The organism is Cohnella zeiphila (assembly GCF_014212055.1).
GTDB classification, from domain to species: domain Bacteria; phylum Bacillota; class Bacilli; order Paenibacillales; family Paenibacillaceae; genus Cohnella; species Cohnella zeiphila.
In genome coordinates, this window is sequence record NZ_JACJVO010000009.1 from 245,582 (window position 1) to 269,346 (window position 23,765).

Here is a 23,765-nt window from a genome sequence, read left to right on the forward strand (position 1 = left end):
TTAACGGTTGGAGGCATGACCATGTTCAATTCGCCGATGTTCTCTTTTCGCAATACCCTGTTTCTTCGTTTGATCTTTACGTTTCTTCTCATTCTGATGCCTCTCATCATTCTGGGGGTATACCTTTACCAGTGGTCGATCCACACGGCGAGAGAGGATATCGCCAAGACTGCGGTCTCCCAGACGTCTTTTTATCTGACCGATCTCGAGAACGAGATCGAAAGAATCAAATTGCTGCAGTTCGGCCTGCTGGAAGACGAAGACCTGAACAAGCTGACGCTCCTCTGGAATCGAATGGGGGTCATCGAAAAGACCGAGAAAATGAATTCGCTTCGCAACCGTCTTTACCTTATTCAAAACAGCAGCGTTTACATTAAAGAAGTAAGCGTCTACATTCATCCGATCGACCGTACCATCTCTTCCGTCGACGGCGTAAGTCCGCTTGATGAGGAGCGGTATGAGGCCATCCGTTCCGTTTACGGCAGCCGGAATTCCCAAATCATCGAGTGGAAAAACGGGCTGTACCTCAGCGCATCCAAGCCGAGCGGCAAGCCGAAGGGGCAACCATTGTTTATCGTGGAGATCGAACTGGACCAGCAGAAGCTGAAAGAAGCGCTGACCCAATTCAATACGTATTCGGGAAGCGGCTCCTTGCTCGTCTCGGCAAGCGGCAATATTCAGCTCGCAAGCGGTTCCGTTACGTCTTTTCTGCAGGAAGCTTCCTCCTACATCGGGCAACGAAAGAATTCCGACGATTACGGGGCCTCCAAATTCGGAGGGCATTTGTATTATACCGTTTACGCAAGTTCAGACAAGCTGAATATGGCGATCTACCGGTTCATTCCGTCGGGAGTGATCCGCAAACCGTTGGACAAGTTCTATACATGGGCTTGGTTATTTGCGGCGGCGGCCTTCGTTATCGTAGCCCTATACACGATGTCGACCTATAAATTCATTCATAAGCCGCTGCTTCGGCTCGTGAAGAGTTTTCGGCGCGTGGAGAACGGCGATTTGGATCAGGTCATCACTCATGCGTCAAAGGATGAATTCGGCTATTTGTACAGCCGGTTTAATCAGATGGTTTCGAACCTTCGTTCGCTCATTGACCAGGCCTATCGCCAGAAGCTCTTGGCGCAGCGATCGGAGCTGAAGCAGCTTCAATCGCAAATCAATCCTCATTTTTTATTCAACAGTTTGTTTATCCTGAACACGATGGCCCGAACGGGGGATATGGAACGGGTTGAACAATTCACCATTCAACTTGGCGAATACTTTCGCTTCGTGACTCGCAGCGCCTCCGACGAGATATCGCTCGCTCAGGAAATGAAGCATGCCCGCACGTATACGGAGATCCAGCTCCTACGATTCTCTAGACGAATACGGGCACGCTTTGAGGACCTTCCGGAAGAAGCCGGGCAGGTGAGGGTTCCGCGGCTGATCGTGCAGCCGTTAATCGAGAACGCTTTCGAGCACAGCCTGGAGCGTAAGGAAGAAAACGGGTTGGTTGTCGTTCGCTTCGAGATCGCAAACGACGAACTCCGTATCATGGTTGAGGATAACGGAGATGACTTAACGGATGAGAAGCTAAGCGAAATAGCAATGGCTTTGGCAAACCGGGATGAATACGCGGAGACTACGGGGATGGTCAATATCCATCGCCGATTAACGATAACGTTCGGCGAAAGAGGCGGAGTAGCCGTGGCCCGCAGCAAGCTGGGTGGTCTTCGAGCGACGCTTTACTTTCCATGGGAGGGACAAGCTGATGTACCGACTCTTGATCGTCGATGACGAAGAGATGATTACCGACGGCTTGTACGAGACGCTTAACGGACGCAACATGGGATTGGATCTATGCAAAGCTTATTCCGGCAAGGAAGCGTTGGGCTGGCTGCACCGGACCCGGATCGATATCGTGTTGTCCGATATTCGGATGCCCGGGATCGACGGGATACGGCTTCTGTCCATCATTAAGCGAGACTGGCCGCATTGCCGTGTCATCTTCCTGACCGGCTACAGCGATTTCGACTCCGTGTACCAGGCGATTCAGACGCCCGGCGTTCAATATCTGCTCAAGAGCGAAGGGTATCCAAAGGTTATTCAAGCGGTTAGCGCAGCGGTGGCGGAGCTGGACGACAGCCTGCGCAAGGACGAAATGGTTCAGCACGCTCAAGAGAAGCTGAATACGCTGGAGGTTCTGGCGAGAGGGGAGTATTTCCGGCATCTGCTGAACAGCGCGAAGCCGGTTCCGTCGAACCTGGGAGAGGACTTCCGCAAGCTGAACATTCCGCTTGACGCCGAGAAGCCGGTTTACATGGCGCAGGGGGAACTTTCCCATGCCTCGACTTCCGTTTCGTCTTATGCCAATCGTCAGGAATCGGCTTTGGCCGTGACGCTGCTGGCCGAGAGCTTTCTGTCCGGCCAGGCCCGGAGCCTTGGCATGATCGACCGCTTCGGAGATCCGGTCTGGTTCGTCCAGCCGTCGGCCGACCGAACGGATGGGAACGAAGCGGAGGGAGGAGCATTTATTCTTCCGTATTTGGAGGGCCAATTTGAACTGTTCCAAAAAGCGTGCATGGATAGTCTGGGCATCTCCGTCGCCGTCACGCTGAGAGATCGGCCTTGCGATTGGAAGGAGCTGTCTTCGATCTATGATAAAATCAGACGGCAACGGCAACGTAAAACCGGCGACGGCGCCCTGATGGTCCGGACGGCGACCCTGGATGAAACGGACGGCGCATGTTCTAACCAGGAGCGTTCGCCGCGGGAAAAGTCGGACGCGCTCGCTGCACACCTGGATGCCGGAAGGCGCGGCGAATTCCTCTTGCTCTTCGACGAGTTGACCGGGTCGGAACGGGAAATCGGCGCATCGTACCTGCTTGAGCTGTACTATACGATTTCGCTTGTCTTGTTGTCTTACATCAACCGGTGGGAGCTGGGGAATCAGGTGGCCGGCGTCTCGGCCCTTATGCGCCGCGACGAATTCTCTTCGTGGGAAGAAGCGTTCGCGTTCCTTCGCAAGACTGCGGAAACGCTCTTCGAGATAAGGAGTTCAGGCGAACGAAACCGCGCGGCAGAAGCGATATCGAAGGTTCGTGCTTACATCGAAGAACATCTGGACGAGGATTTGTCGCTGGTCCGTCTTGCCGGCTATATTCATTTCAATCCGTCGTATCTATCGCGCCTCTTTAAACAAGAGAGCGGCGTCAATCTGTCCGACTATATCGAACACGCCCGAATTGAACAGGCCAAAGAGCTGTTGAGGAACGACGAACTGAAGGTGCTGGAGATCGGGGTTCGGGTCGGTTATGAGGCTTCTCAGTCGTTCACCCGGTTTTTCAAGAAAGCGACCGGCGTAACGCCACAGGAATATCGGGATGCTTCCAGAATGTAGCGAATCCCGCGGACCCTTATCCAGGTTCCGCGGGACCTCTTTTACGCGTTCGCCGGTTCCGGCCTTTTCATTTGAAGGGGCGGCGGTACGAGCCAGCCTTTTTCCTTGTTCATGCGCAGGATTTTGAGCCCCTGCGCCGTCTTGGCGGCATGGCACTTGGCGAACAGGGCGCCGACGTCTTCGCGGATGGAGGCCCCCATGGCCGCGCTGCAAGCCGTCAAGCCCACGGAATTGTCCATGGCGAGAGCCGCGGCGATCTCCATATCGCTGAACCGGGCGCCGACCGGAATGTCCGCCAGATTTGCCTTCGGCTTATCCGGAGGCGAAGGCGACGGAGCGATGTCGTTGGCGAGCAGCAGCTTGTCGAAGTCCTGCTCCTCTTCTTTCGCTTGCTTGATCATATCCTCGATTTGCTTTTTCAAATCCGGATCTCCCGCATGGTTGTGAAATGTCTGGTAGCAGGAGATCATTCCTTTGGCCGCCATGGAAAAGCTCCACGCATGAAACACTTCTCCGTAGTGCATAGGCTCGTCTTTCGGATTGCCGCTCAGAATGCCCACGTTCGTTTCCTCCCTTTCCGTTGTCGGTTTCTCAAAAAAAGAGCAGGAGGGTCAGCCTCGCTGCTCTTTTCGGTTTATCTCCAGTTGCTTTGGCTGCCTGCCAAGCTTTGCTCGGCGATGAGGATCAGGCGCCGGGTGATGTTACCCCCGATGCGGCCGGTATCCCGCGTGATCATGTTGCCGTAGTAGCCGTCCTGGGGAATCTGAATGCCGAGCTCTTGAGCGACCTCGAACTTCAGCTGATCCAGGGCTGCGCGGGCTTGTTGGACAACGAGTTGATTGGAACTGCGATCGTTTGCCATTTGAATCACCTCCGTTTGAATCGTATTATGCTTCCCGAAGCTTCCTTTTACGCAAAAATTTATCGAAAAATCCAATGATCGACCAAAAAAATTTTTTCGCGCGGAGATCTCGGCGCGGCGGGCACCGGTACGGTCCAAATATCGTAGAAAAGTTCATGTCCTCCGCGCCCCGGCGACTCTACAATGGGTGTGCACATTGGGCGGCCGCCGCGATCGGGCCGCGAGGAGGAGAGAAACGAAGCCGTGCCCCACGCTATCGAATGGAATGCGCAGCATTATGTCATCGACGGGAAACCGGGCTTCCTCGTATCGGGGGAGTTCCATTATTTCCGCGTTCCGCGGCACGATTGGGAAGAACGATTGAGCCGCTTCCGGGAAGCCGGCGGCAACTGCGTGGCGACCTATATCCCTTGGATCCTGCATGAACCGGCGGAAGGGGACATCCGCTTCGGCGACGCGCCGGAGAGGGATCTGGAGAGCTTTCTGGCCCTGTGCCGGGACCAGGGCCTCTTCGTGATCGCCCGTCCGGGGCCTTACCAATATTCCGAGATGAAATATTGCGGTCTGCCGGGCTGGCTCTGCGAGTCCTATCCGGAGCTGCTTGCTCGCGATCTCGGCGGCCGTCCGATGGTCCAGGACTCCGTCTCTTACTTGCACCCGCTTTTCCTGGCCAAAGCCAAGCGCTGGTACGATGAGGTCTGCCCGATTCTGGCGCGCTGGACGACGAGCCGCGGAGGGCCCGTCGCTTTCGTTCAATTCGACAACGAGCTGACCGGCATCCACGAATGGTTCGGCGGTTGGGACTATCATCCGAATACGATGGGGTTCGGCCGGGAGGACGGCCGGTATCCCCGTTTTCTCATGCGCCGGTATCCGGACATTCGGGCGCTCAACGCGGCTTACGGAACGGATTATGCCCGGTTCGCGGACGTGCGTCCGGCGGATCCGTCTTCCCCGCGAAACGTATGCGACCGGCGCCGGATCAAGGACTATCAGGATTTCTACTTCGGGACGGTCGCCGAATATGCCCGGACGCTCGCGAGCTGGATGCGCGACGCGGGCATCGACTGCGATCTCGTCCACAATTCCGCGAACCCCGGCTCCAACGCTTACCATGCCGAGACCGTCGCAGCGTTGGGGAATCGTTTTTTGCTCGGCTCCGATCATTACTACAACCTCGACTTGGACTGGAACGCGAACAACCCGACGCCCAAATACGCGCTGAACGCGCTGCTCTCGCTCGAAAGCTTGCGGCACATGGGGTTTCCGCCCACCGTGTTCGAACTGCCCGGCGGCAGCGCCGCGGATTGGCCGCCCATTACGGCATCGGATTTGAAGTGCTGCTATAGGACGAACTTGGCGTTCGGCATGAAGGGACTGAACTATTACGTCTTCACCGGCGGGTATAACCCGGACGGCATCGGCGGAGACGGCGAGATCTACGATTATCAAGCGTCCATCGCGCCGGACAACGCGGTACGGCCCCATTACGCCGTGCTGAAGGAGTTTGGCTTGTTCCTGCAAGAGAACGAATGGCTGGCGAAGGCGGAGCGGATCGGCGACTTCCGCCTGGGACTCGACCGCGAGCTGCCGAGAAGCAAATATTATGCCGCCGGCGATTCCGGCTTCGGCAGCGCCGACGCCTGGACGTTCCTGCACAAAGGGCTTGCGATCACCTCGCTGTGCGCTTCCTATTCGCCGGGGACGGCCGATCTGTCGAGCGACGGACTTCTCCGGCTGACGGATCAGCCTCTTTTCGTCGCCTCTTCGGACAACATGGCGGCATCCGTTCAGCGGCGGCTCGTTCGGTTCGTCGAGCAGGGAGGGCGCTTGCTGCTCGCCCCGGTCCTTCCGGTCATGGATGAACATTATCAGCCGTGCCGGATTCTCGCGGATTTCCTGGAGGGGGCCTCGATCGAACGCTTGACGGATGCGTATCCGGACGTTCGCGTCGGACCGGCAGGGCGCGTTCATGTGAACGGAGGATTGTGGGCCGCCTCGAAGATGCCGTCCGGCGCCGCGGCGATCGCGCGGGAAGAGACGAGCGGGCGTACGGTCGCGTGGAAAAAAACATACGAAGGCGGAGGCTGCGTGCTATGGCTCGGGCTGCAATGGAAGTTCGCCAAGCTCGCCCAGCTTCGCATGCTGGAGCATGTGCTGCAGGAGCTCGGCTGCCCGCCGCCCGCGGTGCGGTGCGATAATCCGAACGTCTGGACTTCGCTGCGGAGCGACGGCGATCGCGCGATGCTGTTCGCGATGAACCTGTTCTCGTCTCCCCTGGAAGCGGGATTGCGGGTCCGCGGGTCGGACGGCGCTTACGTCGATCTGGGAAGGCATGCGCTGGGCCCGATGGAAGTGAAGACGATTCCGATTCGAGAAAGGGGGCTTTCTAGATGAACGTGACATACGACTCCAAGTCCTTTCTGGCGGCCGGCCGGCGCATCTGGCTGACGGCGGGCGAGATTCACTATTTCCGGCATCCTCGGGCAGAGTGGCGGCCGGCGCTGCTGCGGGCCAAACGCGCCGGCCTGAATGCCGTCGCGACTTACGTGCCGTGGAATTTCCACGAGACGACGGAAGGCGATGCGGATTTCGCGGGGGACAAGGATTTGGCCCGCTATATCGATTTGATCGGGGAGCTGGGCCTGTACGCGATGCTTCGTCCCGGCCCGTACATCTGCAGCGAATGGGACGGGGGCGGCATCCCCGCCTGGCTCTGCGCCAAGCCCGTCCTCAGATTCCGCGAGGACGACCCGGTCTATATGGCCGCGCTCGAGAGCTGGTTCGACCGGCTGCTGCCGATCATCGCCGAGCGCCAGATCACGCGGGGCGGACCGGTGCTGACGGTGCAGAACGAGAACGAGTATCCCGGCGGCTGGGACGATTCCATGCGCCGCTATATTCGGAGGATCGGCGGGATGTTTCGCAAGCACGGCATCGAGGTGCCGATTCTCGCCTGCAACGTCCACGGCGATTCGGAGACGACGGTGCGGATCAACGATTCGGTCGACGAGAAGGACCAGATCCTCGAGCCGGGCACGATTCTGACGTACAACCATCACGTCGTCGTCGATCCGGTGTACGACCTGAAGCGCAAGCAGCCCGACGCTCCGGTCGTCGTGACGGAATTTTGGAGCGGCGCGCCGGTGCACTGGGGAGACCGGGTGTCCGACTGGCCGGACCGGCGGTCTCTGGCGCGCGCCGCATACGAGTACGCGTCGGCGGGCGCTCAGGTCTGCTACTACATGTTCGACGGCGGAACGAACTTCGGATTCGGGGGCGGCTGCAACATCGCGACCTCCTACGCTTCCGGCTATCCGGTCGGCGAAGGCGGCTTGCTGACCGATAAGTATTACGCGATCCGGCCGGCCAATCTGTTCGCCGGGCAATTCGCCGATTTTCTCGCGGACAGCGAAAGCTGCGAAGACCGGGAAGGCATCGGGGTTCCGGACGGCGTGCGGCTCGTCGTGCGCCGCGGCCGCGACGGCGCGATGGCGTTCGTGTCCGCGCATGACGGCCGAAAGGAGATTGCCGTCGAGCTGCCCGGGGCCGGAGCCGGGACCGTTCTGACGGTTCATCTGGGCGAAGCGCAGGCGGCCGTTCTGCCCGTCGGACTGAAGCTGTTCGGCGGGACGGCGACGGTCGATTACGGCAACTTGACGCTGCTGGCCCGGGACGAATCCCGCCGGGCGCTTCTCCTGTACGGCCCGGCGGGCACGGAAGGCGTCGTCAGCGTGAACGGAGAGGTCGTGCGGATTCCGGTCGGCAGGCGGAAAGTCGAAGCGCGGGAAGCGGGGGGCATCACCCTTGTCGCAGCGGACGAAGAGATGGCCGGACGATGCTGGATCCTGGAGGACGGCTCCGTCGCGTTCGGGCCCGATTACGCGGGGGAACGGAACCGGGACGGCGCCTGGGAGCTGTTGGCCGGCGAAGGCACGCCAAGCTCCGTATATTTGGACGCCGGCGGCAAGCCGGCCTCGCTCCCGCTCCGCTACGTCCCCGAAACGATCGAGCCTCCCGCTCTGAACGGCTGGAGATCGGCTGCCAGCCCGCTTCTCGCCGCCGGAGCGGCGGCGGGCTGGCAGCCGCTTCCGGAGCCTTGCTCCCACGAGGAATTGGGCGTTACGCAGGGCTACGTCTGGTACGCGGCGGAATGGGAAAGCGCCGAAGAAGGCGTCGAGACGCTGCTCGTCAGCCATGCGCCGAACCGCGTGTCGGTCTTCGCGAACGGAAGCTACTGCGGCACGCATGCCGATCGGCGCAGCGTCCGGATGAGGGACGATTACGGCCATCCGGCGGACTGGGCGTTCGAGGAGCTGACCGTTCCCGTCGCGAAGGGCCGCAACAAGTTCGTCTTCCTGTCCGACGATCCGGGCCACAACTACGACGTTCCGGTCCCGGTCGGCCTTCGCGGCCCCGTCTATGTCGGCTCGCGCCGGGTTCCGGTCGGCTCGTTTCGCGAAGTCGCGCCGCAGCGGGTGTCGGAGGAAGCGTTCCGCTTCCTGTACAGCCGCTTCTATCGCGAGCCTGCGCCGCTGCCGGCCGTCGAGTTCGAGCTGGACGCGGGCGCCGGCCGGCTGGCGTTCCTCTCGATCCACGGCGTGCACGCATGGGTGACCGTCGACGGCGAGGACGTGCTGCCGCTCTCCTATCCGGAATCGCCGTGGACGATGTTCGCCCAGATCAAGCGCTGGCTGACCTGGAGACTGCCGGACCGGGCGTCCGGCCGAAAATGCACGGTGCGCATCCAATACGCCGAGACGGTGGCGGACGCGGTGCGGGAGAATTTGACGGTCTATACGGTTCCCCGTTCCGGGGAACTGACGAACTGGCGCTGGAAGCGGTGGCGGGAGACCGGGGATATCGCCGTCTCCTCGCTTGAGGTGAAGAACCGGGAGGCGGAGAAGGCAGGAGCCGTCGTGCTGCTGCCGGTGGGAAGCCGCGTGCTGCGCAAGGGCAAGGCGCTGACGCCTGCTTATTTCGAAGCCGGCTTTCCCATGCCGGGCGGAGAACGGCCGGTTTTCCTGGACGTCGGGGAGATGTTCAAAGGGCAAATCTATCTGAACGGCCGCAACGTCGGGCGCTTCTGGCGCTTCGGGGGCACGCAGCGGCGGTACTGCTTGCCGCGGTCGTGGATGCAAGAGAGCAACCGGCTGGTGCTGTTCGAGGAGCTGGGGCTGGCGCCGCAAGGCGTCTCGCTCGTCTTCGGAGAAGCCGGGCGGTGGACCGCGAACCGCTGGAGCCCGGCAAGCGGCGCCATGCCTTCGGATAAGCGCTGATCGATTCCAAGCATTGCGGCTTTCCGGGATTGTCGTCTCGATGCAGGAGGCGGACGGGCGCGCATCGAATAGGGTTCAGAGACGGAGAACAGGAGCGTCGGAAGTCGAACGAACGGGACGAGGTGAGCCGATGTTGAACGTCATGATCGTCGAAGATGAGATGCTCGTCAGGCTCGGGTTCAAAAACACCGTACCTTGGGAGAAATACGGCATGTCGGTGTGCGCCGACGCGGCGAACGGCCGGGAAGCCTGGGAGCTGTACAACGGCGGGCTTCGCCCCGACATCATCGTGACGGACCTGCTCATGCCGGAGATGGACGGCCTCGAGCTGATCCGGCGCATTCGCGGCGTCGACAGCCGGACGCGGATCGTCATCCTGTCCTGCATGGAAGATTTCCATCTCGTCCGTCAGGCGATGAATATGGGCGTGTCCAACTACATGCTGAAGCTGACGATGACCGCGGAGGAGATCGCGTCCGTGCTGACCCAAGTCAAGGACGAGCTCGGCGTGAGGGAGTCGATCGAGGCGAACAAAGGGATTATCCGCAATCCGGATTACTTGAAAGAGAACGTGCTCAAAAACTATGTTTTCTACCAGCTGTACTCCGAAGAAGAATTCACGCGCCACATCGCCAAGCTGAAGCTGCGCCTGCATCCCGAGCGGCTCGTCGTCTGCCGGATGGAGATCGACCGGTTCGAGCAGGTCCGCGAGAAGTTTCGCGACGAGAAGGGCGAGCTCATCCGCGCGACCATCCTGAACGTGCTGAACGAGCAGCTCGACCAGTCGCAGCGGGGCGAGGCGATCTCCGACGGGGACCGCTGCTATCTGCTGCTGTTCAGCTTTCCGGACGTGGTCAGCGAGGCGAAGATCCACGAGGAGCTCGTCTGGCTGCTGCAGCAGATCCAGAAGGTGATGAAGCGGTTTTTCAACGTGTCGGTGACGATAGGCGTCAGCGGCATCCGCAACGAATACGTCTCCATGAAGGCGCTTTATCGCGAGAGTCTGGAAGCGGCGAAGCGCAAGTTTTTCCACGGAACCGGGCACATCCTGTTCCAGCTTCAGCCGGAGCGGGAAGCGACGGAAGGGGCGGGGCGCAAGCTGGACGAACTGCTCGGCGGCGGGGCGGACGAAACGGACCGGATGCGCCGGGACCTGAAGGAGATCGCGGACAAGTTCGTCTCCTCGGGTCAGCTGCGCTCGGAAGCGGACGTGCGGAAGCTGTTCGTCCGGCTGCTGCACGCCCCTGCCGGGCGGGAGGACGTCGGTGCGCAGGAGGCGGCCATGCTGATCGCCGAATACGGAGAAGCGATCCGGAAAGGCGAGACGCTGGACGAGATCTGCGAGACGTTCGGACGCTACCTGACGGAGCTGGCGGACATGCGCGGCAGCCGCAAACGGTTGAGCAAGGAGATCGCGCAAGCCGTTCAATACGTGCAGGAGCACCACCATACGAACATTTCCCTCCCTCAGCTGGCCGAATGGCTGCAGCTGTCCCCCAATTATTTGAGCGGCCTTTTCAAGAAGGAGCTGAACGTCAACTTTACGGATTACGTAAACCGGGTACGGCTGGAAAAGGCGAAGGAACTGCTGCTCTCGACGAACCTGAAATCGTACGAAATCGCCGAACGAACCGGATTTGCCGACGACAGCTACTTCAGCCGGATGTTCCTGAAGCATGTGGGCGTCCGTCCGAACGGCTTCCGCCGGTTGTGGGTACACGACCGGATCGCCGGCGGTGCGGGAGCGGGTGACGGTCATGACCGCTAAGCGACGCTTCCGCCTGGACCGGATCTCGCTGAAGACGCAGCTCATTCTGTCGTTCGTCGCCGTCACGTTGGCCGTTCTGTCGGCTACCTCGTACTACAGCTACCGGAAAACGATGTCCGTCCTGCAGTCGAGCATGGAGGACACCAGTCTGGCCCAATTCCGGCAGATCGAGACGAACGTCCAGAACCTGATGCACGAGGTGGACAAGTACGCGAACACGTTCATCTATGAGACGGACGTGCAGACGTTCCTGCTCAGCGAGCGCTTGTCCAACGCCGACTTCGTGCCGTTCTCGCAGGACATCACCAAGCTGATGGCGCGATATTTCAGCAATTACGATTATTTGGATTCCATGTACCTGTTCCTCGACAACGGCATGGTGATCGGCGGCACGCCGACGCAGAATCAGAGCAGCGCCGTGCTCGGCAAAGACTATCCGTTCTACGCCAACCCGCTTTACCTCACGGTCAAGACGAACTATCCGAACGTGGTGCTGTGGACCGGCGGCATCGTCACGCAGAATTTCATGCGGACGCCGCTGGCCAACGCTTCGTCGAACAATCGTCTCATCTCGGCGCTGCGCGGCATCACCTCGATGGACAGCCGAGAGATTAGCGCGATCCTTCCGGTGAACGCCGTCCTCGCCATCAACATCAAGGAGCGCTACTTCCATTCGCTTTACGGCAGTCTGCTGCAAGGCGGGAACGGGACGATGGGCATCGTCGACGACAAGGGCGTCGTCATCTCCAGCTCGAACGAAGCGGACATCGGCCGCTCCTACCTGTTCGGGAACAAGATCGAGCCGGGCGATCTCCGATTCGGCAGCTTCCGGGCGGAGCGGGACGGCACGAAGGAGCAGGTGCTCTATTACCGGATGAGCGATCCCGACTGGATCTTGATCAACGAAGTGCCCTCCGCGCTGTACAGTCAAGGAGCCGTCGCGATTCAACGGTTTACCGCGGCGGTTTTTGCGTTGTCGGTCGTTCTGATCGCCGCGCTCTCCTCCCTCTGGATGTACCGGATCATGGGGTCGCTTCAGGAGCTGATCAAAGGGATGCGCAACGTCGGGCGCGGCCACGTCGGCCTCATGCTGCCGCGCGCCTCGAACCGGGAGATCGGCCAGCTGACCGAGCAGTTCAACCGGATGTCGGTCGGCATCGCGGAGCTGATGAAGCAGAACGAAGAAGCCGAGCGGGAGAAAAGAAGGCTGGAGCTGGAGGCGCTGCAATCGCAGATCAACCCCCACTTCCTGTTCAATACGCTCAACACGATCAAATGGCTGGCCGCGGTCGCCGGGGCCACGAACATCGTGGAATGCGTCGCGAATCTGGGCAGCATGCTGAGGCCGATCTACAGCAGCCCGTCGCCGTATTGGACGATCGGCGAGGAGATCGCCTTCGTCCGGAACTACGCGAACATCATGAACTTCCGGTACGGGGAGGAGGTGGCGTTCTCGTTCGACGTTCCGGAGCAGACGCAGCGGTATCTCACGCTCCGGTTCATCGTGCAGCCGCTTATCGAGAACGCGCTCGTTCACGGCAAGTCCGGCAAGGGAGACATCCGCGTCGCGGTCTGCGAGGACGGGAGCGACATCGTCTTCGTCGTCGCCGACACGCGCGGCGGCATGTCCTTGGAACGGACGGCGGAGCTGAACCGCAAAATCCGGCTGGAGCACGTCGAGGGGGAGCGGAAAGGCATCGGGCTGCCCAACGTGAACAAGCGGATTCGGCTGCACTTCGGCGGGCGATACGGCTTGTCCATCGAGAGCGAGGAAGGCGTCGGCACCCGGGTCGGCATGCGCATTCCGAAGGTGCGGGAGGACGAAGTCCAAAAACCGTAGAATCGTTCATGTTTTGCCGGGGCCGCGATTTCTATAATTCAAATAGAAACAAAACCGAGAATGGATGATGAGACGTATGGAAACGGCAAGATCGGCCCCGCGCCCGAGGAAAAAAACGCTCACCCCGAGCCGATTGACGTTGTTTGCGCTGGTCCTCCCCTGCATCGCATTGATCTTCGCGTTCAACTACATTCCGCTGTTCGGCTGGCTGTACGCGTTCTACGATTTCAAGCCCGGCATTCCCTTGTCTCAATCGGAGTTCGTCGGGCTCAAGTTCTTCCGCCTGCTGTTCGAGGACAAGGAGCAGCTCGCCACCGTGCTGATCAACACGTTCGGCCTCGGCATCCTGTCGATTCTGGTGTCGCCGCTGTCCGCCGTCTTCGCGATTCTGCTGAACGAAACGGCCTCCAACCGGTTTCGCAAAGTGGTGCAGACCCTTACAACTCTTCCTAATTTTATAAGCTGGATTATCGTGTTCTCGCTGGCGACCGCCATCTTCTCGTCCGACGGAATGTTGAACGGCTTGCTGATGAAGCTCGGCTGGATTCACGATCCGACGAACGTACTGGCGGATCCCGGAGCGGCCTGGGCGTTCCAAACGGCGGTTTCCGTCTGGAAGTCGCTCGGCTGGGGCAGCATCGTCTACCTGGCCGCCATCGCGGGCATCGACGCGGAGCTTTACGACGCGGCCAAGGTGGACGGCGCCGGACGGTTCCAGCGCATCCGGAACGTCACCGTGCCCGGGCTCATGCCGACCTTCTTCGTTCTGACGCTGCTCAATATCGCCGGCATTCTGTCGGTCAACTTCGAGCAATATTTCGTGTTCAACAACTCGCTTGTCGCGGCCAAGATCGAGACGCTCGACCTGTATTCGGTCCGCATCGGCATCTCGACGGGGGACGTCTCGTTCGGGACGGCGATCGGCATGGCGAAGTCGGTCGTGAGCATCGTGCTGCTGTTCCTGCTCAACTCGTTTTCCCGGAAGGTCCGGGGACAGTCGGTATTCTAAGATAAGGAGGCGGACACGGATGCGCCGGGAATCGTCCATCGCGTTCAACTTGTTCAATTACGGCATTCAGGCCGTCATTACGCTGCTGTGTCTCTATCCTTTCTACTATATCTTGATCTATTCGATCAGCGATCCGCAGCAAGCGTTGAAGGGCGTGTCCTTCATCCCGAGAGGATGGACGTTGTTCAACTACGAGACCATCTTCCGGCTCGACAACATGGGGCATTCGTTCTTCGTCTCGATCGCGCGAACCGTCATCGGAACGGTGCTGACGGTCGTCTGCAGCTCCTGGTTCGCCTACGCGGTTACGAAGAACGAGCTTTACTTTCGCAAGTGGATCTACCGGTTTCTCGTCGTCACCATGTACTTCAACGCCGGCATTATCCCCTGGTATCTCACGATGAAGGAATTGGGGCTCAAAAACAGCTTCCTGCTCTACGTCATTCCTTCGGCGATCGGCGCCTTCTATGTGGTGCTGCTCAAGACGTTCATCGAACAGCTTCCCCAGGCTCTGGAGGAATCGGCCATGATCGACGGCGCCGGATATTTGAAGGTGTTCGCCCGCATCGTGTTCCCGCTCTCCATGCCGATCGTCGCCACCGTGGCGGTATTCGCCTCCGTCGGACAGTGGAACACGTGGATGGACAACTATTTTCTCGTCTCCAGCGATCGTTTGGAAACGCTTCAATTGATCCTCTACAACTACTTGACGCAAGCGCAGCAGATCGTGAACAGCAGCAACATGCAAAGCTTGAGCCGGGGGGCGGCGACCCGGGTGTCGCCCGAATCGATCCGGATTACGGTGACGATGGTCGTGACGATTCCCGTCATGCTCGTCTATCCGTTCCTGCAGAAATACTTCGTCAAGGGAATCATGCTTGGCGCCATCAAAGGCTGACGGTTGTTAGCGCCTGTTCGGAAGTGCGGTGAATTCCTGCGATCAGAACGTCGGGGAAGTTCGGCGCTAAGAGCGGAATCATTCTGGAGTTCTTCCGATGGCGAAACAATATAGATTTCACTTACACGGGAGGGCAAGGTATGAGAAGGGGAACGTCTTCAGCGGCGTTGGCCGGCACGTTGGCCGCCTCGCTCGCGATCATGGCAGGCTGCGGCGGCAATTCGTCGAACGGGGCGGGCAGTCCGTCCGCGAGCTCGTCGGCGACGGCCGGCGCGTCGGCAACGGCATCGGCATCGGCAGCATCAAGCGCCTCGGCGTCGGCCGGCAGCTCGCCGGCAGCGGCGGCGGACAAGAAGCCGATTACGCTTAAAGTGCAGTTTGCGGCAACGGGTCCGGATTTTGAAGGCACCGACGTGTACAACGAAATCACCAAGCAAACCGGCGTTACGATGGACATCGAGCTGTTCAACGAAGACAAGTTCAAAGTGGAGCTGGCCGGCGGCGATTTGCCGGATATCATCCAGGTCAAAAATACCGGCACCACGTATTTGCAGCAGCTGATCCAAGGCGGCAGCATCATCCCGCTGGACGACCTGGCGAAGACGAACGGGCCGGCGATCCAGGCCCCGGTCTATGCGAAGAGCTTGGACTACTCCCGCAAGTTCTGGAGCAACGGAACCGGCAAGCTGTATCTGATTCCGGTCCAGGTCGGCCCGTCCGGCTGGGGCTTCGACCAGCAGCCCGGCTTCGTCACCCGCTGGGATTACTACAAGGAGCTCGGCTATCCGGAGATTCACAGCATCGACGATATGGTGAACGTGCTGGCCGACATGGTCAAGAAGCATCCGACGACGGCGGACGGCAAGAAGGTGTACGGCACCGCGATCTGGAACGACTGGGCAACCTGGGGACTGCAGAGCATGGGCCTGGTCACCGGGAACGGCTTCTATAACGTCAATACCGGCGCTCCGGCCAACGATTATACGGACGTGGAGCACAGCGACATGTGGGACACGATCCAGTTCCTGTACAAAGCCCAACAAAAGGGTATTCTCGATCCGGACGCGTTCACAGCGAAGTACGACGACATCGTCGCCAAAGCGACCCAGGGTACGCTGCTGTCCTCGCAGGCGACCTGGCCGTTCGTCCAGGCGAACGCGGATCTGCTCAAGCAAGGCCCGGACAAAGGTTTTATGACGATCCCGCTGGACTGGGGCTACGTCTATGTCGGCGGCTCCACCGTGGCCGGCTGGGGAGACCGCGCGTTCGCGATCACCAAGAACTGCAAAGACCCGCAGCGCGCCATGGACCTGATCAACTTCCTCGTGTCGGAACAAGGCTCGCGGTTGATCGAGAGCGGCATTCAAGGAACCCACTGGGATATGGTGGACGGCAAGCCGCAGATGAAGCCGGAGGTCGTGCAGCTTCGGGCGGCCGGCGGCGACCCCTGGAAGAAGACCGGCATCAACATGGCGGCCAACCAGCAAGGGCTGACCGACTTTACGACCGCGAGCGACGGCAGCGTCGTGAATCTGTTCGATACGCCCGAAATGTTCGCCAGCCAGAACAATTCGCTCACGAGCGACTACAACCAGCATTACGGCGTGACCTATCCGGCCGAAGCCTACAAGAAGCAGGCCGACGCCGGCAAGGTGAAGACGATGGACGAATTGCCCCAGGACGTCCTGAACGCGATGGCGACCGCGCCGGAGGACATCCAGCGGATCAAGGCCAAGCTGGACGACCTGATTACCAAAGGCGCCCCGACGGTCGTCCTCAAGTCCAAAGACGACGCGGACTATCAGAAGCGGCAGCAGGATCTCATCAAGCAATTGAACGACGCGGGAGCCGACAAATACTTCGAATGGTATAAACAAGCGTTCGCAGACGCGAAAGCGAAGATCGAAGGCTAAGGTCGCCTCGGAACCGAGGGGCGCCGGATTGGGAAAAGCGCAATCCGGCGCCCCTTTTCGACCGAGAAGATAAGGTTTCAAGTCCGGAATCTCCGGAATTGAAATAAATCCATCCAAGAGAGTGGGGACGATGAAGAATGGTTCGCAGGCTTCTTTCATGCGTATCGACGGTCACCCTGTTTTCAACGCTTTTCCTGGCGGCGGCCCCGGGCGGCTCCGGCACGGCCGCGGCGGACGAGCCCGACGCCGGGCATACGTACTATGTCGACGCGGTCAACGGCGACGACGGCAATGACGGCAGCTCGGATCATCCGTGGCAGACGATCGGCAAGGCCGCCGGCGTCCTGGTCGCCGGAGACACGGCCAAGATTCGCTCCGGCGTCTACCGCGAGACGGTCAAGCCGGCCCATTCCGGCGCGCCCGGAAGCGACATCACGTTCGAAGCCGACGACGGCGCGGACGTGACCGTGAGCGGCGCGGATCTCGTCACCGGGACGTGGACGCCGGCGACGGAGGTTCCGACGGCGGACGTTTACAAGATCGGCGCCGACCTTCACATGGGGGATTACCTCGATCAGGTGTATGTGGACGGCGTGGCGAACAATTGGGCGCGCACGCCGAATACCGACGTCGGCAATCTGTACGATCCCAATCTGTACGAATACGACAATACGCAGTCGTCGGGCAACAAGCTCGTCGACAACGCGAACCTGAATCAGCCGGCCGGCGCTTGGGACGGGGCGGCGGTATTTTACGAAGACGCGGGCTCGTGGAATTTTGGCAGCGCTTTCGTCTCGACCTCGACGCCCGGGACTTTGAACATCGCGACCTCGCCGGCCTTCTATTCGGTCCGGTTGTCGAGCCTGGACGACAAGCTGACGCTGCTCAACCAGAACGGGAGCGTGCTTGGCTCGGCCAACGTCGACGTTCAATTGAACACGGTCTATCACGTCAAGATCGCCGCGGACGACGGCACGATCCAGGTCTATCTGAACGATGATGCGTCCCCGGCCATCACGGCGAACGATCCGAATCCGATCGAGGGCTTCTTCGGGCTCGGCGTTCAATCCGGCAGCAGCTCGGCTGCGGCTTCGGCCGAGTTCGCGAACGTGAACGCGACGATCACGAGCCAGAGCGCCGATCAAGCGCTCGGCAAGGCGACGGCGCCCTTCGCCAGCAACCTGGAAGGCTGGAGCGCGGGAGACACCAACGGCTATTGGAGATCGGACGGGACGGAGCTTGCGGGCTACACGCAGCCGCAAATTTCGCAGACGGGCACGTCCTACAACTCCGCCGTCAAAGCGAAGAACTTTACCTATTCGGCCAACGTGAAGCTGACGGCGGCAGGCGCAGCCTCTATGACGTTCCGCAAGCAGGAGATTCCCTATATTGTCGGCATGGGGAACTGGGGACTGGGCAACTCCGAGTATTTCATCATGGGCAAGCTCGCCGCCCTCGATTACCCCGGCGAATGGTACTATGACCGGACGGCGCATCAGCTCTATTTGAAAACGACGGGCAGCGACGATCCTTCGGCGCATACGGTCGAGGTCAAAGCGCGAAACCTCGCCTTCGACCTGGCGGACCGGTCGAACATCGTCGTCAAAGGCGTGAAGCTGTTCGCCGCGACGATCGATACGGCAAACGGCGAGAACGACGTCATCGACGGAATTCACGCCAAGTACGTGTCGGATTATTACGTTCAACCGAGCACCGCCACCGGCATTTGCCTGTGCGGGAAGAACGACACGCTCAAGAACAGCGAGATCGCCTTTTCCTCCGGCTCTCTCGTCTCGATCAAGGGCGAGGGCAACAAGCTGATCAACAACGTGATTCATGACGGCACGTACGGCGGGATCGTATTTCAGTCCGCGATCGACGTGTACGGCGTCGGCCATCTGATCAGCAACAACACCGTATACCACGCGGCAAGATCGCTGATCGGCGGACAATTTTACGCCTCCTCCATTCAGTACAACGACTTCTACGGCGCCAACGGCTTCGCGACGGACACCGGGCTGCTCTATACCGCGCACAGCGATCTCGGCAACTCGGAAATCCATCACAACTACTGGCACGATTATATGCAGCGTCCCAAAAGCAAGGGCAGCGACAGCAGCTGGAGCGCCGGCGTCTATCTGGACAACGGAACGTACAATGCGCTGGTTTACGACAATGTGACCTGGGGCTTCCCGTGGCGCGGCATTATGGTCAACTACGCCTCCAATTTCGTGCAGGTCTACAACAACACGACCTACAACGCGTCGATCGCCGAAATTTCGAAGGCCGGCTACACCGTGGACGACTACAAAGACAAAGTGTACAACAACATCTCGACGGACGGCTTGGACACTTCGGGGCTGGCGATCGGCGCCGACTATCAGGCCAATCTGACGTCGGGCGATCCCGGCTTCGCGAATCCGGACGGCCTGGATTTCCATCTGAAGACGGGATCTCCCGGACTGGACGCGGGCATTCCGATCTCGGGCATTACCGATCCGGGCGACGGCGCGCCAGACATCGGCGCATACCAGTCCGGCGAGCCGGCTTGGAAGGTCGGCGCCGATCTGAACAACCCGCCCGCCGTCGAACCGACGCTGCAGCTGACGCAAACCGACGGCCGGAACCTGCTGGTGAACGGACCGTTCGAGCTGGACCGGATGGGGCAGCCGGGCATGGACGGTCTCTACGGCTGGACGCGGACGTATTCGCAGACCGCGCAGCCGGTCGTCGACGTACCGGGCAACAAGACCGCTTCGCGCATCGGAACGTTCAACGGGGCCAGCCTCGGCACCGGCGAAGACGGCATCGAGCAGACGATCGGCAACCTCGAGCCGAATACGAAGTATGAAGTCAGAGGCTTCCTGCGCTCGGCCGCTTCCGGACAAAGCGTCAAGATCGGAGCCCGGAGTTTTGACGATGCCGGTACGGACACAAGCAAACAAACTTCCGAGGATACATGGCAGGAAGAGACGTTCACGTTTACGACCGGCGCGAGCAGCACGTCCGCGACGATCTATGCCTATAAGCCGGACAACGGCGTCTACGCCTTCCTCGACGATTTTTCGGTGGCGAAATACGAGGAGCCGCCTGCGCAGCCGCCCGCTCCCGCGCACACGGAGGAGGGAACGCTCTCCGTCAACGACACCGTCACCGGGACGGGCACGGACCAGTTCGATTATACCGGGACATGGACCGCGGAGACCGGCAACGCCTTCAACTACCATGAGGACAATCACCAGTCCTCGGCCGAGGGCGATTCTTACGAAGTGAAGTTTTCCGGCGTGCAGATCCAGCTGTATTCCGAATTGGAGAACGATATGGGCATTGTCGGCGTGTCGATCGACGGCGGCGACGAGGCGATGGTCGATACGTATTCAAGCACTCACATCGGCGATGCGCTCGCGTATACGAGCCCGCGGCTGCCGGACGGGACGCACACGCTGAAAGTCCGCTTGACCGGGACCAAAAATCCGGATTCGAGCGGCACCAAGCATGTGGCGGACCGGGTCGTGGTCGTATCCGCGAACGCGCCGGTGCATATCGACGACAGCGAGACCGGCACGGGAACGGCACAGTTCAACTTTTCCGACGGCTGGACGCAGGCGGCGAACAATACGGATTACAACGACACGAACCATTTCACCCAGACCGCGGACGCGTCTTATGAAGTGAAGTTCGACGGCGTCCAGGCGAAGCTGTTCTCGGAGGTCGACACGAACATGGGCATCGTCGGCGTCTCCGTCGACGGCGGTCCGGAAATGACGGTAGACCTGTACTCGGCCAAGCATTTCGGCGACAAGCTGGTCTATACGACGCCGCGAATGCCGGACGGGGAGCATACGATGAAGGTTCGCGTCACCGGACGGCAGAGTCCGCTCTCGTCCGGCGCGTGGGCGGTCGCCGACCGGGTGGACGTCATCTCGGCCGACACGCCGATCGTCGTCAACGACACGCAGACGGGAACGGGCAACAACCAGTTCGACTACCACGGAACGTGGTACGCCGGCACCGACAACGCCGCTTGCTACAACAGCGACAACCATTTCACCAACGAAGCGGGAGCCTATTACGAGATTCGATTCGTCGGCAAGGGAATTCGGCTGTATTCCGAGCGGAACAGCGGCGACGGCATCATCGATATCTACATCGACGGCGCCAAGGCGGCGACGGTCGATATGAATTCTTCCGTGCACATGGGGGATGACCTCGTCTTCTCGAGCGCGGAGCTGACGGACGGTCCGCATACGCTGAAGGTCGTGAACACGGCGGCGAGCAGCCCGGGAGGAGGTCCCTGGAGCGTCGCGGACCGGGTCGACATCATTCCGACGTCCGTCCCGGACACGGATGCGCCGAGCGCGCCGGCGAACCTGACGGCGCCGACGGTTACGGCGACGACAGCCGATCTGGCTTGGGACGCTTCGACGGACAATTACGGCGTGGAAGTCTATGAAATCTTCAGCGGCACCGATCTGATCGGATTGACGCGGGGAACGAGCTTCACCGCGAGCGGACTTCAAGACGGGCAGACGTATACCTTCACCGTAAAAGCGAAGGATGCGGCCGGCAACGAATCCGCGGCCGGCGCTCCCGTCCAGGTCACGGTTCACGCTCCGCTGCCGAATCTGGCGCTCGGCAAAACCGCGACGGAAAGCTCGGTGTACCAGGCGGGCTTCGAAGGAGACAAGGCGTTCGATGGGGACAGCGCCACGAGGTGGGCTGCCGCCGAAGGCTCGTCCAACCCGCAGTGGGTCAGCGTCGACCTGGGCGACACGGTCCAGATCGGGCACGTCAAGCTGAGCTGGGCGGTACCTCACGGCACGTCCTATCAAATTCTGGTTTCGACGGACGGGACGGATTGGACCGAGGTTTACGCGACTACATCCGGCAACGGCGGTCTGGACGATATCAAGTTCCCGGCCGTTGATGCCCGGTACGTGAAGCTGAACGTGCTGGACCGAAGCGATCCTTATTGGGGAGCGACCGTCTACGAGTTCGAAGTGTACGGAGATTCCGGTGCGGAGACCGCCAATCAGGCGCCGGCCGCGGTGAATGTCGCGATCGACGGAACGGCGGCCGTAGGGGAAACGCTGACGGGGGCTTACGACTACAGCGACCCGGACGGGGATGCGGAGGGCGCTTCGACGTTCCAATGGTATCGGGGAACGAAAGCGGACGGCTCGGACAAAACGCCGATCGACGGCGCGACGTCGCCAAGCTATACGGTCGCTTCGGGCGACGCCGGAACATACTTGTTTTTCGAGGTGACGCCGGTCGCTTCGGACGGCATTTTGCAAGGGGATCCCGTCGTCAGCCCAGGCCTCCTCGTCACGGGCGGTCCGGCGCCGACCTTGAAGACGGTGTACGCGGAAGACTTCGAGGGAACGGACGTCGGGGCGATGCCGGAGGGCTGGACGGTGACCGGGGCCGGAAGCGGCAACGCGGTATCGGTTCAGCAGGACGGGGACGGGAAAAATCTCAAACTCGTGCAGACGTACAACAATGACGGCGACGGCAGCTTCAAAGCTTCCTATTCGTTCGATCCGATTCACGATTTGGCCGTCGCGGAAGAGCGGATCATGGCCGAACAGGGCGGGGCCACGGGCAGCTTCCTGACGCTGTACGACAGCCAAGGGACCAAATTGGCGGAGCTGCTGTACGACCTCGATTACGCCCATAACGGCAGCCGGGAGCTGGCCCGGCGCACGCCGGACGGCAATTGGCACAACCTTCTGCCATATAACGCGAACCAATGGTACGACGTCCGGTTGACGGTCGATCTCGCGGCCGGCACCTACGACGTCGCGATCGACGGAACGGCCGTGGAGAGCGGCATTCCGCTGCTGAACCCCGCGGACGATGTGGCAAAGCTCGAGACGTCCGGCTGGAACCAGAGCCCCGGCACGTTCCATCTGGACGATCTGAACCTCAGCGGCCCCGACGACGGCACGGCGGCAGACAGCACGCCGCCGGTCACGAGCGCGACGCGGTCCGCAGAACCGAACGATGCCGGTTGGAACCGGACCGGCGTGACCGTCTCGCTGCAAGCCTCCGATGAGGACGGCGGCTCCGGCGTGGCGAAGCTCGTCTACGATGCGGCCGGCGCGCAGAGCATCGGGGAGCGGACGGTGGACGGCGCGGCCGCGGAGGTGACGATCTCCGCCGAAGGCGAGACGGAGCTGAGCTTCCATGCGGTAGACGCAGCAGGCAACGAGGAGCCTGCGCAGACGCTGCAGGTGCGCATCGATTCATCCGCTCCGAGCGTTACGGTCGCCGGAGCGGGCACCTACACGATCGACCAGACCGTGCAGATTACGTGCACGGCGGCGGATTCGGCGTCCGGTCTGGCGTCCGATCCTTGCGCGGCGCCGCTCGTGAACGCTCCGGCGTATACGCTCGGCATCGGCAGCCATACCGTAAACGTGCAAGCGGCGGACAAGGCGGGCAATACGACGCAGCAGTCGGCCGACTACCAGGTGAAGATCACGCTTGCGAGTCTACTCAAGCTGATCCTGTCGTGGGTCCACGGGCCGGGCGCGAACGGGATCGTGCAGTCGTTCGCCGCCAAGCTGCAGATGAGCAAGCTCGACTCGTTCCTGAACGAAGTGTCGGCACAATCCGGGAAGTCCATCACCGCGGATCAGGCGAAGTGGCTGAGAACGCTGGCCGAAGCTTACAAGCGGCAGGACGGCTGACGGACCCGTTCGATGCGAAGTCCAAATATCGTAGATTCGTACATGGTCTCGGCGCACAGGGGTTAGGTAAGGTAAATACAGCGGGACCGACGCGGGCGTCGGATGGTTGC

The 23,765-nt window shown here is 60.6% G+C and carries 12 protein-coding genes; 10 read left to right on the forward strand and 2 right to left on the reverse strand.

The genetic code is table 11. The features are described 5' to 3' along the window. The first annotated feature begins 21 nt into the window (after positions 1 to 21). Together H7C18_RS08310 and H7C18_RS08315 are read left to right on the forward strand one after the other, a co-directional pair. The gene (locus H7C18_RS08310) at positions 22 to 1,788 is read left to right on the forward strand and encodes a sensor histidine kinase (RefSeq protein WP_185128558.1); all 1,767 of its coding nucleotides are present in this window, start codon (positions 22 to 24) and stop codon (positions 1,786 to 1,788) included. Continuing rightward, positions 1,763 to 3,391, forward strand: a complete 1,629-nt coding sequence (locus tag H7C18_RS08315) for a response regulator (protein ID WP_185128559.1) — start codon at positions 1,763 to 1,765, stop codon at positions 3,389 to 3,391. Before H7C18_RS08310 ends, H7C18_RS08315 begins: the two co-directional genes overlap by 26 nt. Positions 3,392 to 3,432: 41 nt before the next feature. Here the strand turns inward: H7C18_RS08315 and H7C18_RS08320 are convergent, their stop codons facing one another. Next, entirely contained in the window at positions 3,433 to 3,951 is a 519-nt protein-coding gene (locus H7C18_RS08320; RefSeq protein WP_185128560.1) for a DUF3231 family protein, read from the reverse strand. A gap of 74 nt (positions 3,952 to 4,025) precedes the next feature. Continuing rightward, positions 4,026 to 4,253 (reverse strand): alpha/beta-type small acid-soluble spore protein, encoded by a 228-nt coding sequence (locus H7C18_RS08325; protein ID WP_185128561.1) that lies wholly within the window; start codon positions 4,251 to 4,253, stop codon positions 4,026 to 4,028. A 243-nt stretch (positions 4,254 to 4,496) separates the two neighbouring features. Here H7C18_RS08325 and H7C18_RS08330 point away from each other — a divergent pair, with 243 nt between their 5' ends. The 8 genes from H7C18_RS08330 (at position 4,497) to H7C18_RS08365 (ending at position 23,655) form a co-directional block, all read left to right on the forward strand. Next, the gene (locus H7C18_RS08330) at positions 4,497 to 6,650 is read left to right on the forward strand and encodes a beta-galactosidase (RefSeq protein ID WP_185128562.1); all 2,154 of its coding nucleotides are present in this window, start codon (positions 4,497 to 4,499) and stop codon (positions 6,648 to 6,650) included. After that, complete coding sequence (locus H7C18_RS08335; RefSeq protein WP_185128563.1) at positions 6,647 to 9,532, forward strand: beta-galactosidase; 2,886 nt, start codon at positions 6,647 to 6,649, stop codon at positions 9,530 to 9,532. The genes H7C18_RS08330 and H7C18_RS08335 overlap by 4 nt, the downstream gene beginning before the upstream one ends. A 130-nt stretch (positions 9,533 to 9,662) precedes the next feature. Next, positions 9,663 to 11,300, forward strand: a complete 1,638-nt coding sequence (locus H7C18_RS08340; protein ID WP_185128564.1) for a helix-turn-helix domain-containing protein — start codon at positions 9,663 to 9,665, stop codon at positions 11,298 to 11,300. Then, the gene (locus tag H7C18_RS08345; RefSeq protein ID WP_185128565.1) at positions 11,209 to 13,140 is read left to right on the forward strand and encodes a cache domain-containing sensor histidine kinase; all 1,932 of its coding nucleotides are present in this window, start codon (positions 11,209 to 11,211) and stop codon (positions 13,138 to 13,140) included. The genes H7C18_RS08340 and H7C18_RS08345 overlap by 92 nt, the downstream gene beginning before the upstream one ends. Positions 13,141 to 13,216: 76 nt before the next feature. Next, a complete protein-coding gene (locus tag H7C18_RS08350) occupies positions 13,217 to 14,149 on the forward strand; it encodes an ABC transporter permease (protein ID WP_185128566.1) in 933 nt (310 codons plus the stop codon). 19 nt (positions 14,150 to 14,168) lie between these two features. Continuing rightward, the gene (locus H7C18_RS08355; RefSeq protein WP_185128567.1) at positions 14,169 to 15,047 is read left to right on the forward strand and encodes a carbohydrate ABC transporter permease; all 879 of its coding nucleotides are present in this window, start codon (positions 14,169 to 14,171) and stop codon (positions 15,045 to 15,047) included. Between the two features lie 140 nt (positions 15,048 to 15,187). After that, positions 15,188 to 16,960 carry a type 2 periplasmic-binding domain-containing protein gene (locus H7C18_RS08360; protein WP_185128568.1) on the forward strand — a complete coding sequence of 591 codons (1,773 nt, stop codon included), beginning with the start codon at positions 15,188 to 15,190 and terminating at the stop codon, positions 16,958 to 16,960. Between the two features lie 137 nt (positions 16,961 to 17,097). Continuing rightward, a complete protein-coding gene (locus H7C18_RS08365) occupies positions 17,098 to 23,655 on the forward strand; it encodes a discoidin domain-containing protein (RefSeq protein WP_185128569.1) in 6,558 nt (2,185 codons plus the stop codon). The last annotated feature ends 110 nt before the right edge of the window (positions 23,656 to 23,765 follow it).

Excerpts from the sequence above, each read along its gene's own strand:
- H7C18_RS08310 (WP_185128558.1), top strand. The coding sequence starts at position 22 with ATGTTCAATTCGCCGATGTTCTCTTTTCGCAATACCCTGTTTCTTCGT.
- H7C18_RS08315 (WP_185128559.1), top strand. The coding sequence starts at position 1,763 with ATGTACCGACTCTTGATCGTCGATGACGAAGAGATGATTACCGACGGC.
- H7C18_RS08325 (WP_185128561.1), bottom strand. The coding sequence starts at position 4,253 with ATGGCAAACGATCGCAGTTCCAATCAACTCGTTGTCCAACAAGCCCGC.
- H7C18_RS08335 (WP_185128563.1), top strand. The coding sequence starts at position 6,647 with ATGAACGTGACATACGACTCCAAGTCCTTTCTGGCGGCCGGCCGGCGC.
- H7C18_RS08340 (WP_185128564.1), top strand. The coding sequence starts at position 9,663 with ATGTTGAACGTCATGATCGTCGAAGATGAGATGCTCGTCAGGCTCGGG.
- H7C18_RS08345 (WP_185128565.1), top strand. The coding sequence starts at position 11,209 with ATGTGGGCGTCCGTCCGAACGGCTTCCGCCGGTTGTGGGTACACGACC.
- H7C18_RS08350 (WP_185128566.1), top strand. The coding sequence starts at position 13,217 with ATGGAAACGGCAAGATCGGCCCCGCGCCCGAGGAAAAAAACGCTCACC.
- H7C18_RS08355 (WP_185128567.1), top strand. The coding sequence starts at position 14,169 with ATGCGCCGGGAATCGTCCATCGCGTTCAACTTGTTCAATTACGGCATT.
- H7C18_RS08360 (WP_185128568.1), top strand. The coding sequence starts at position 15,188 with ATGAGAAGGGGAACGTCTTCAGCGGCGTTGGCCGGCACGTTGGCCGCC.
- H7C18_RS08365 (WP_185128569.1), top strand. The coding sequence starts at position 17,098 with ATGGTTCGCAGGCTTCTTTCATGCGTATCGACGGTCACCCTGTTTTCA.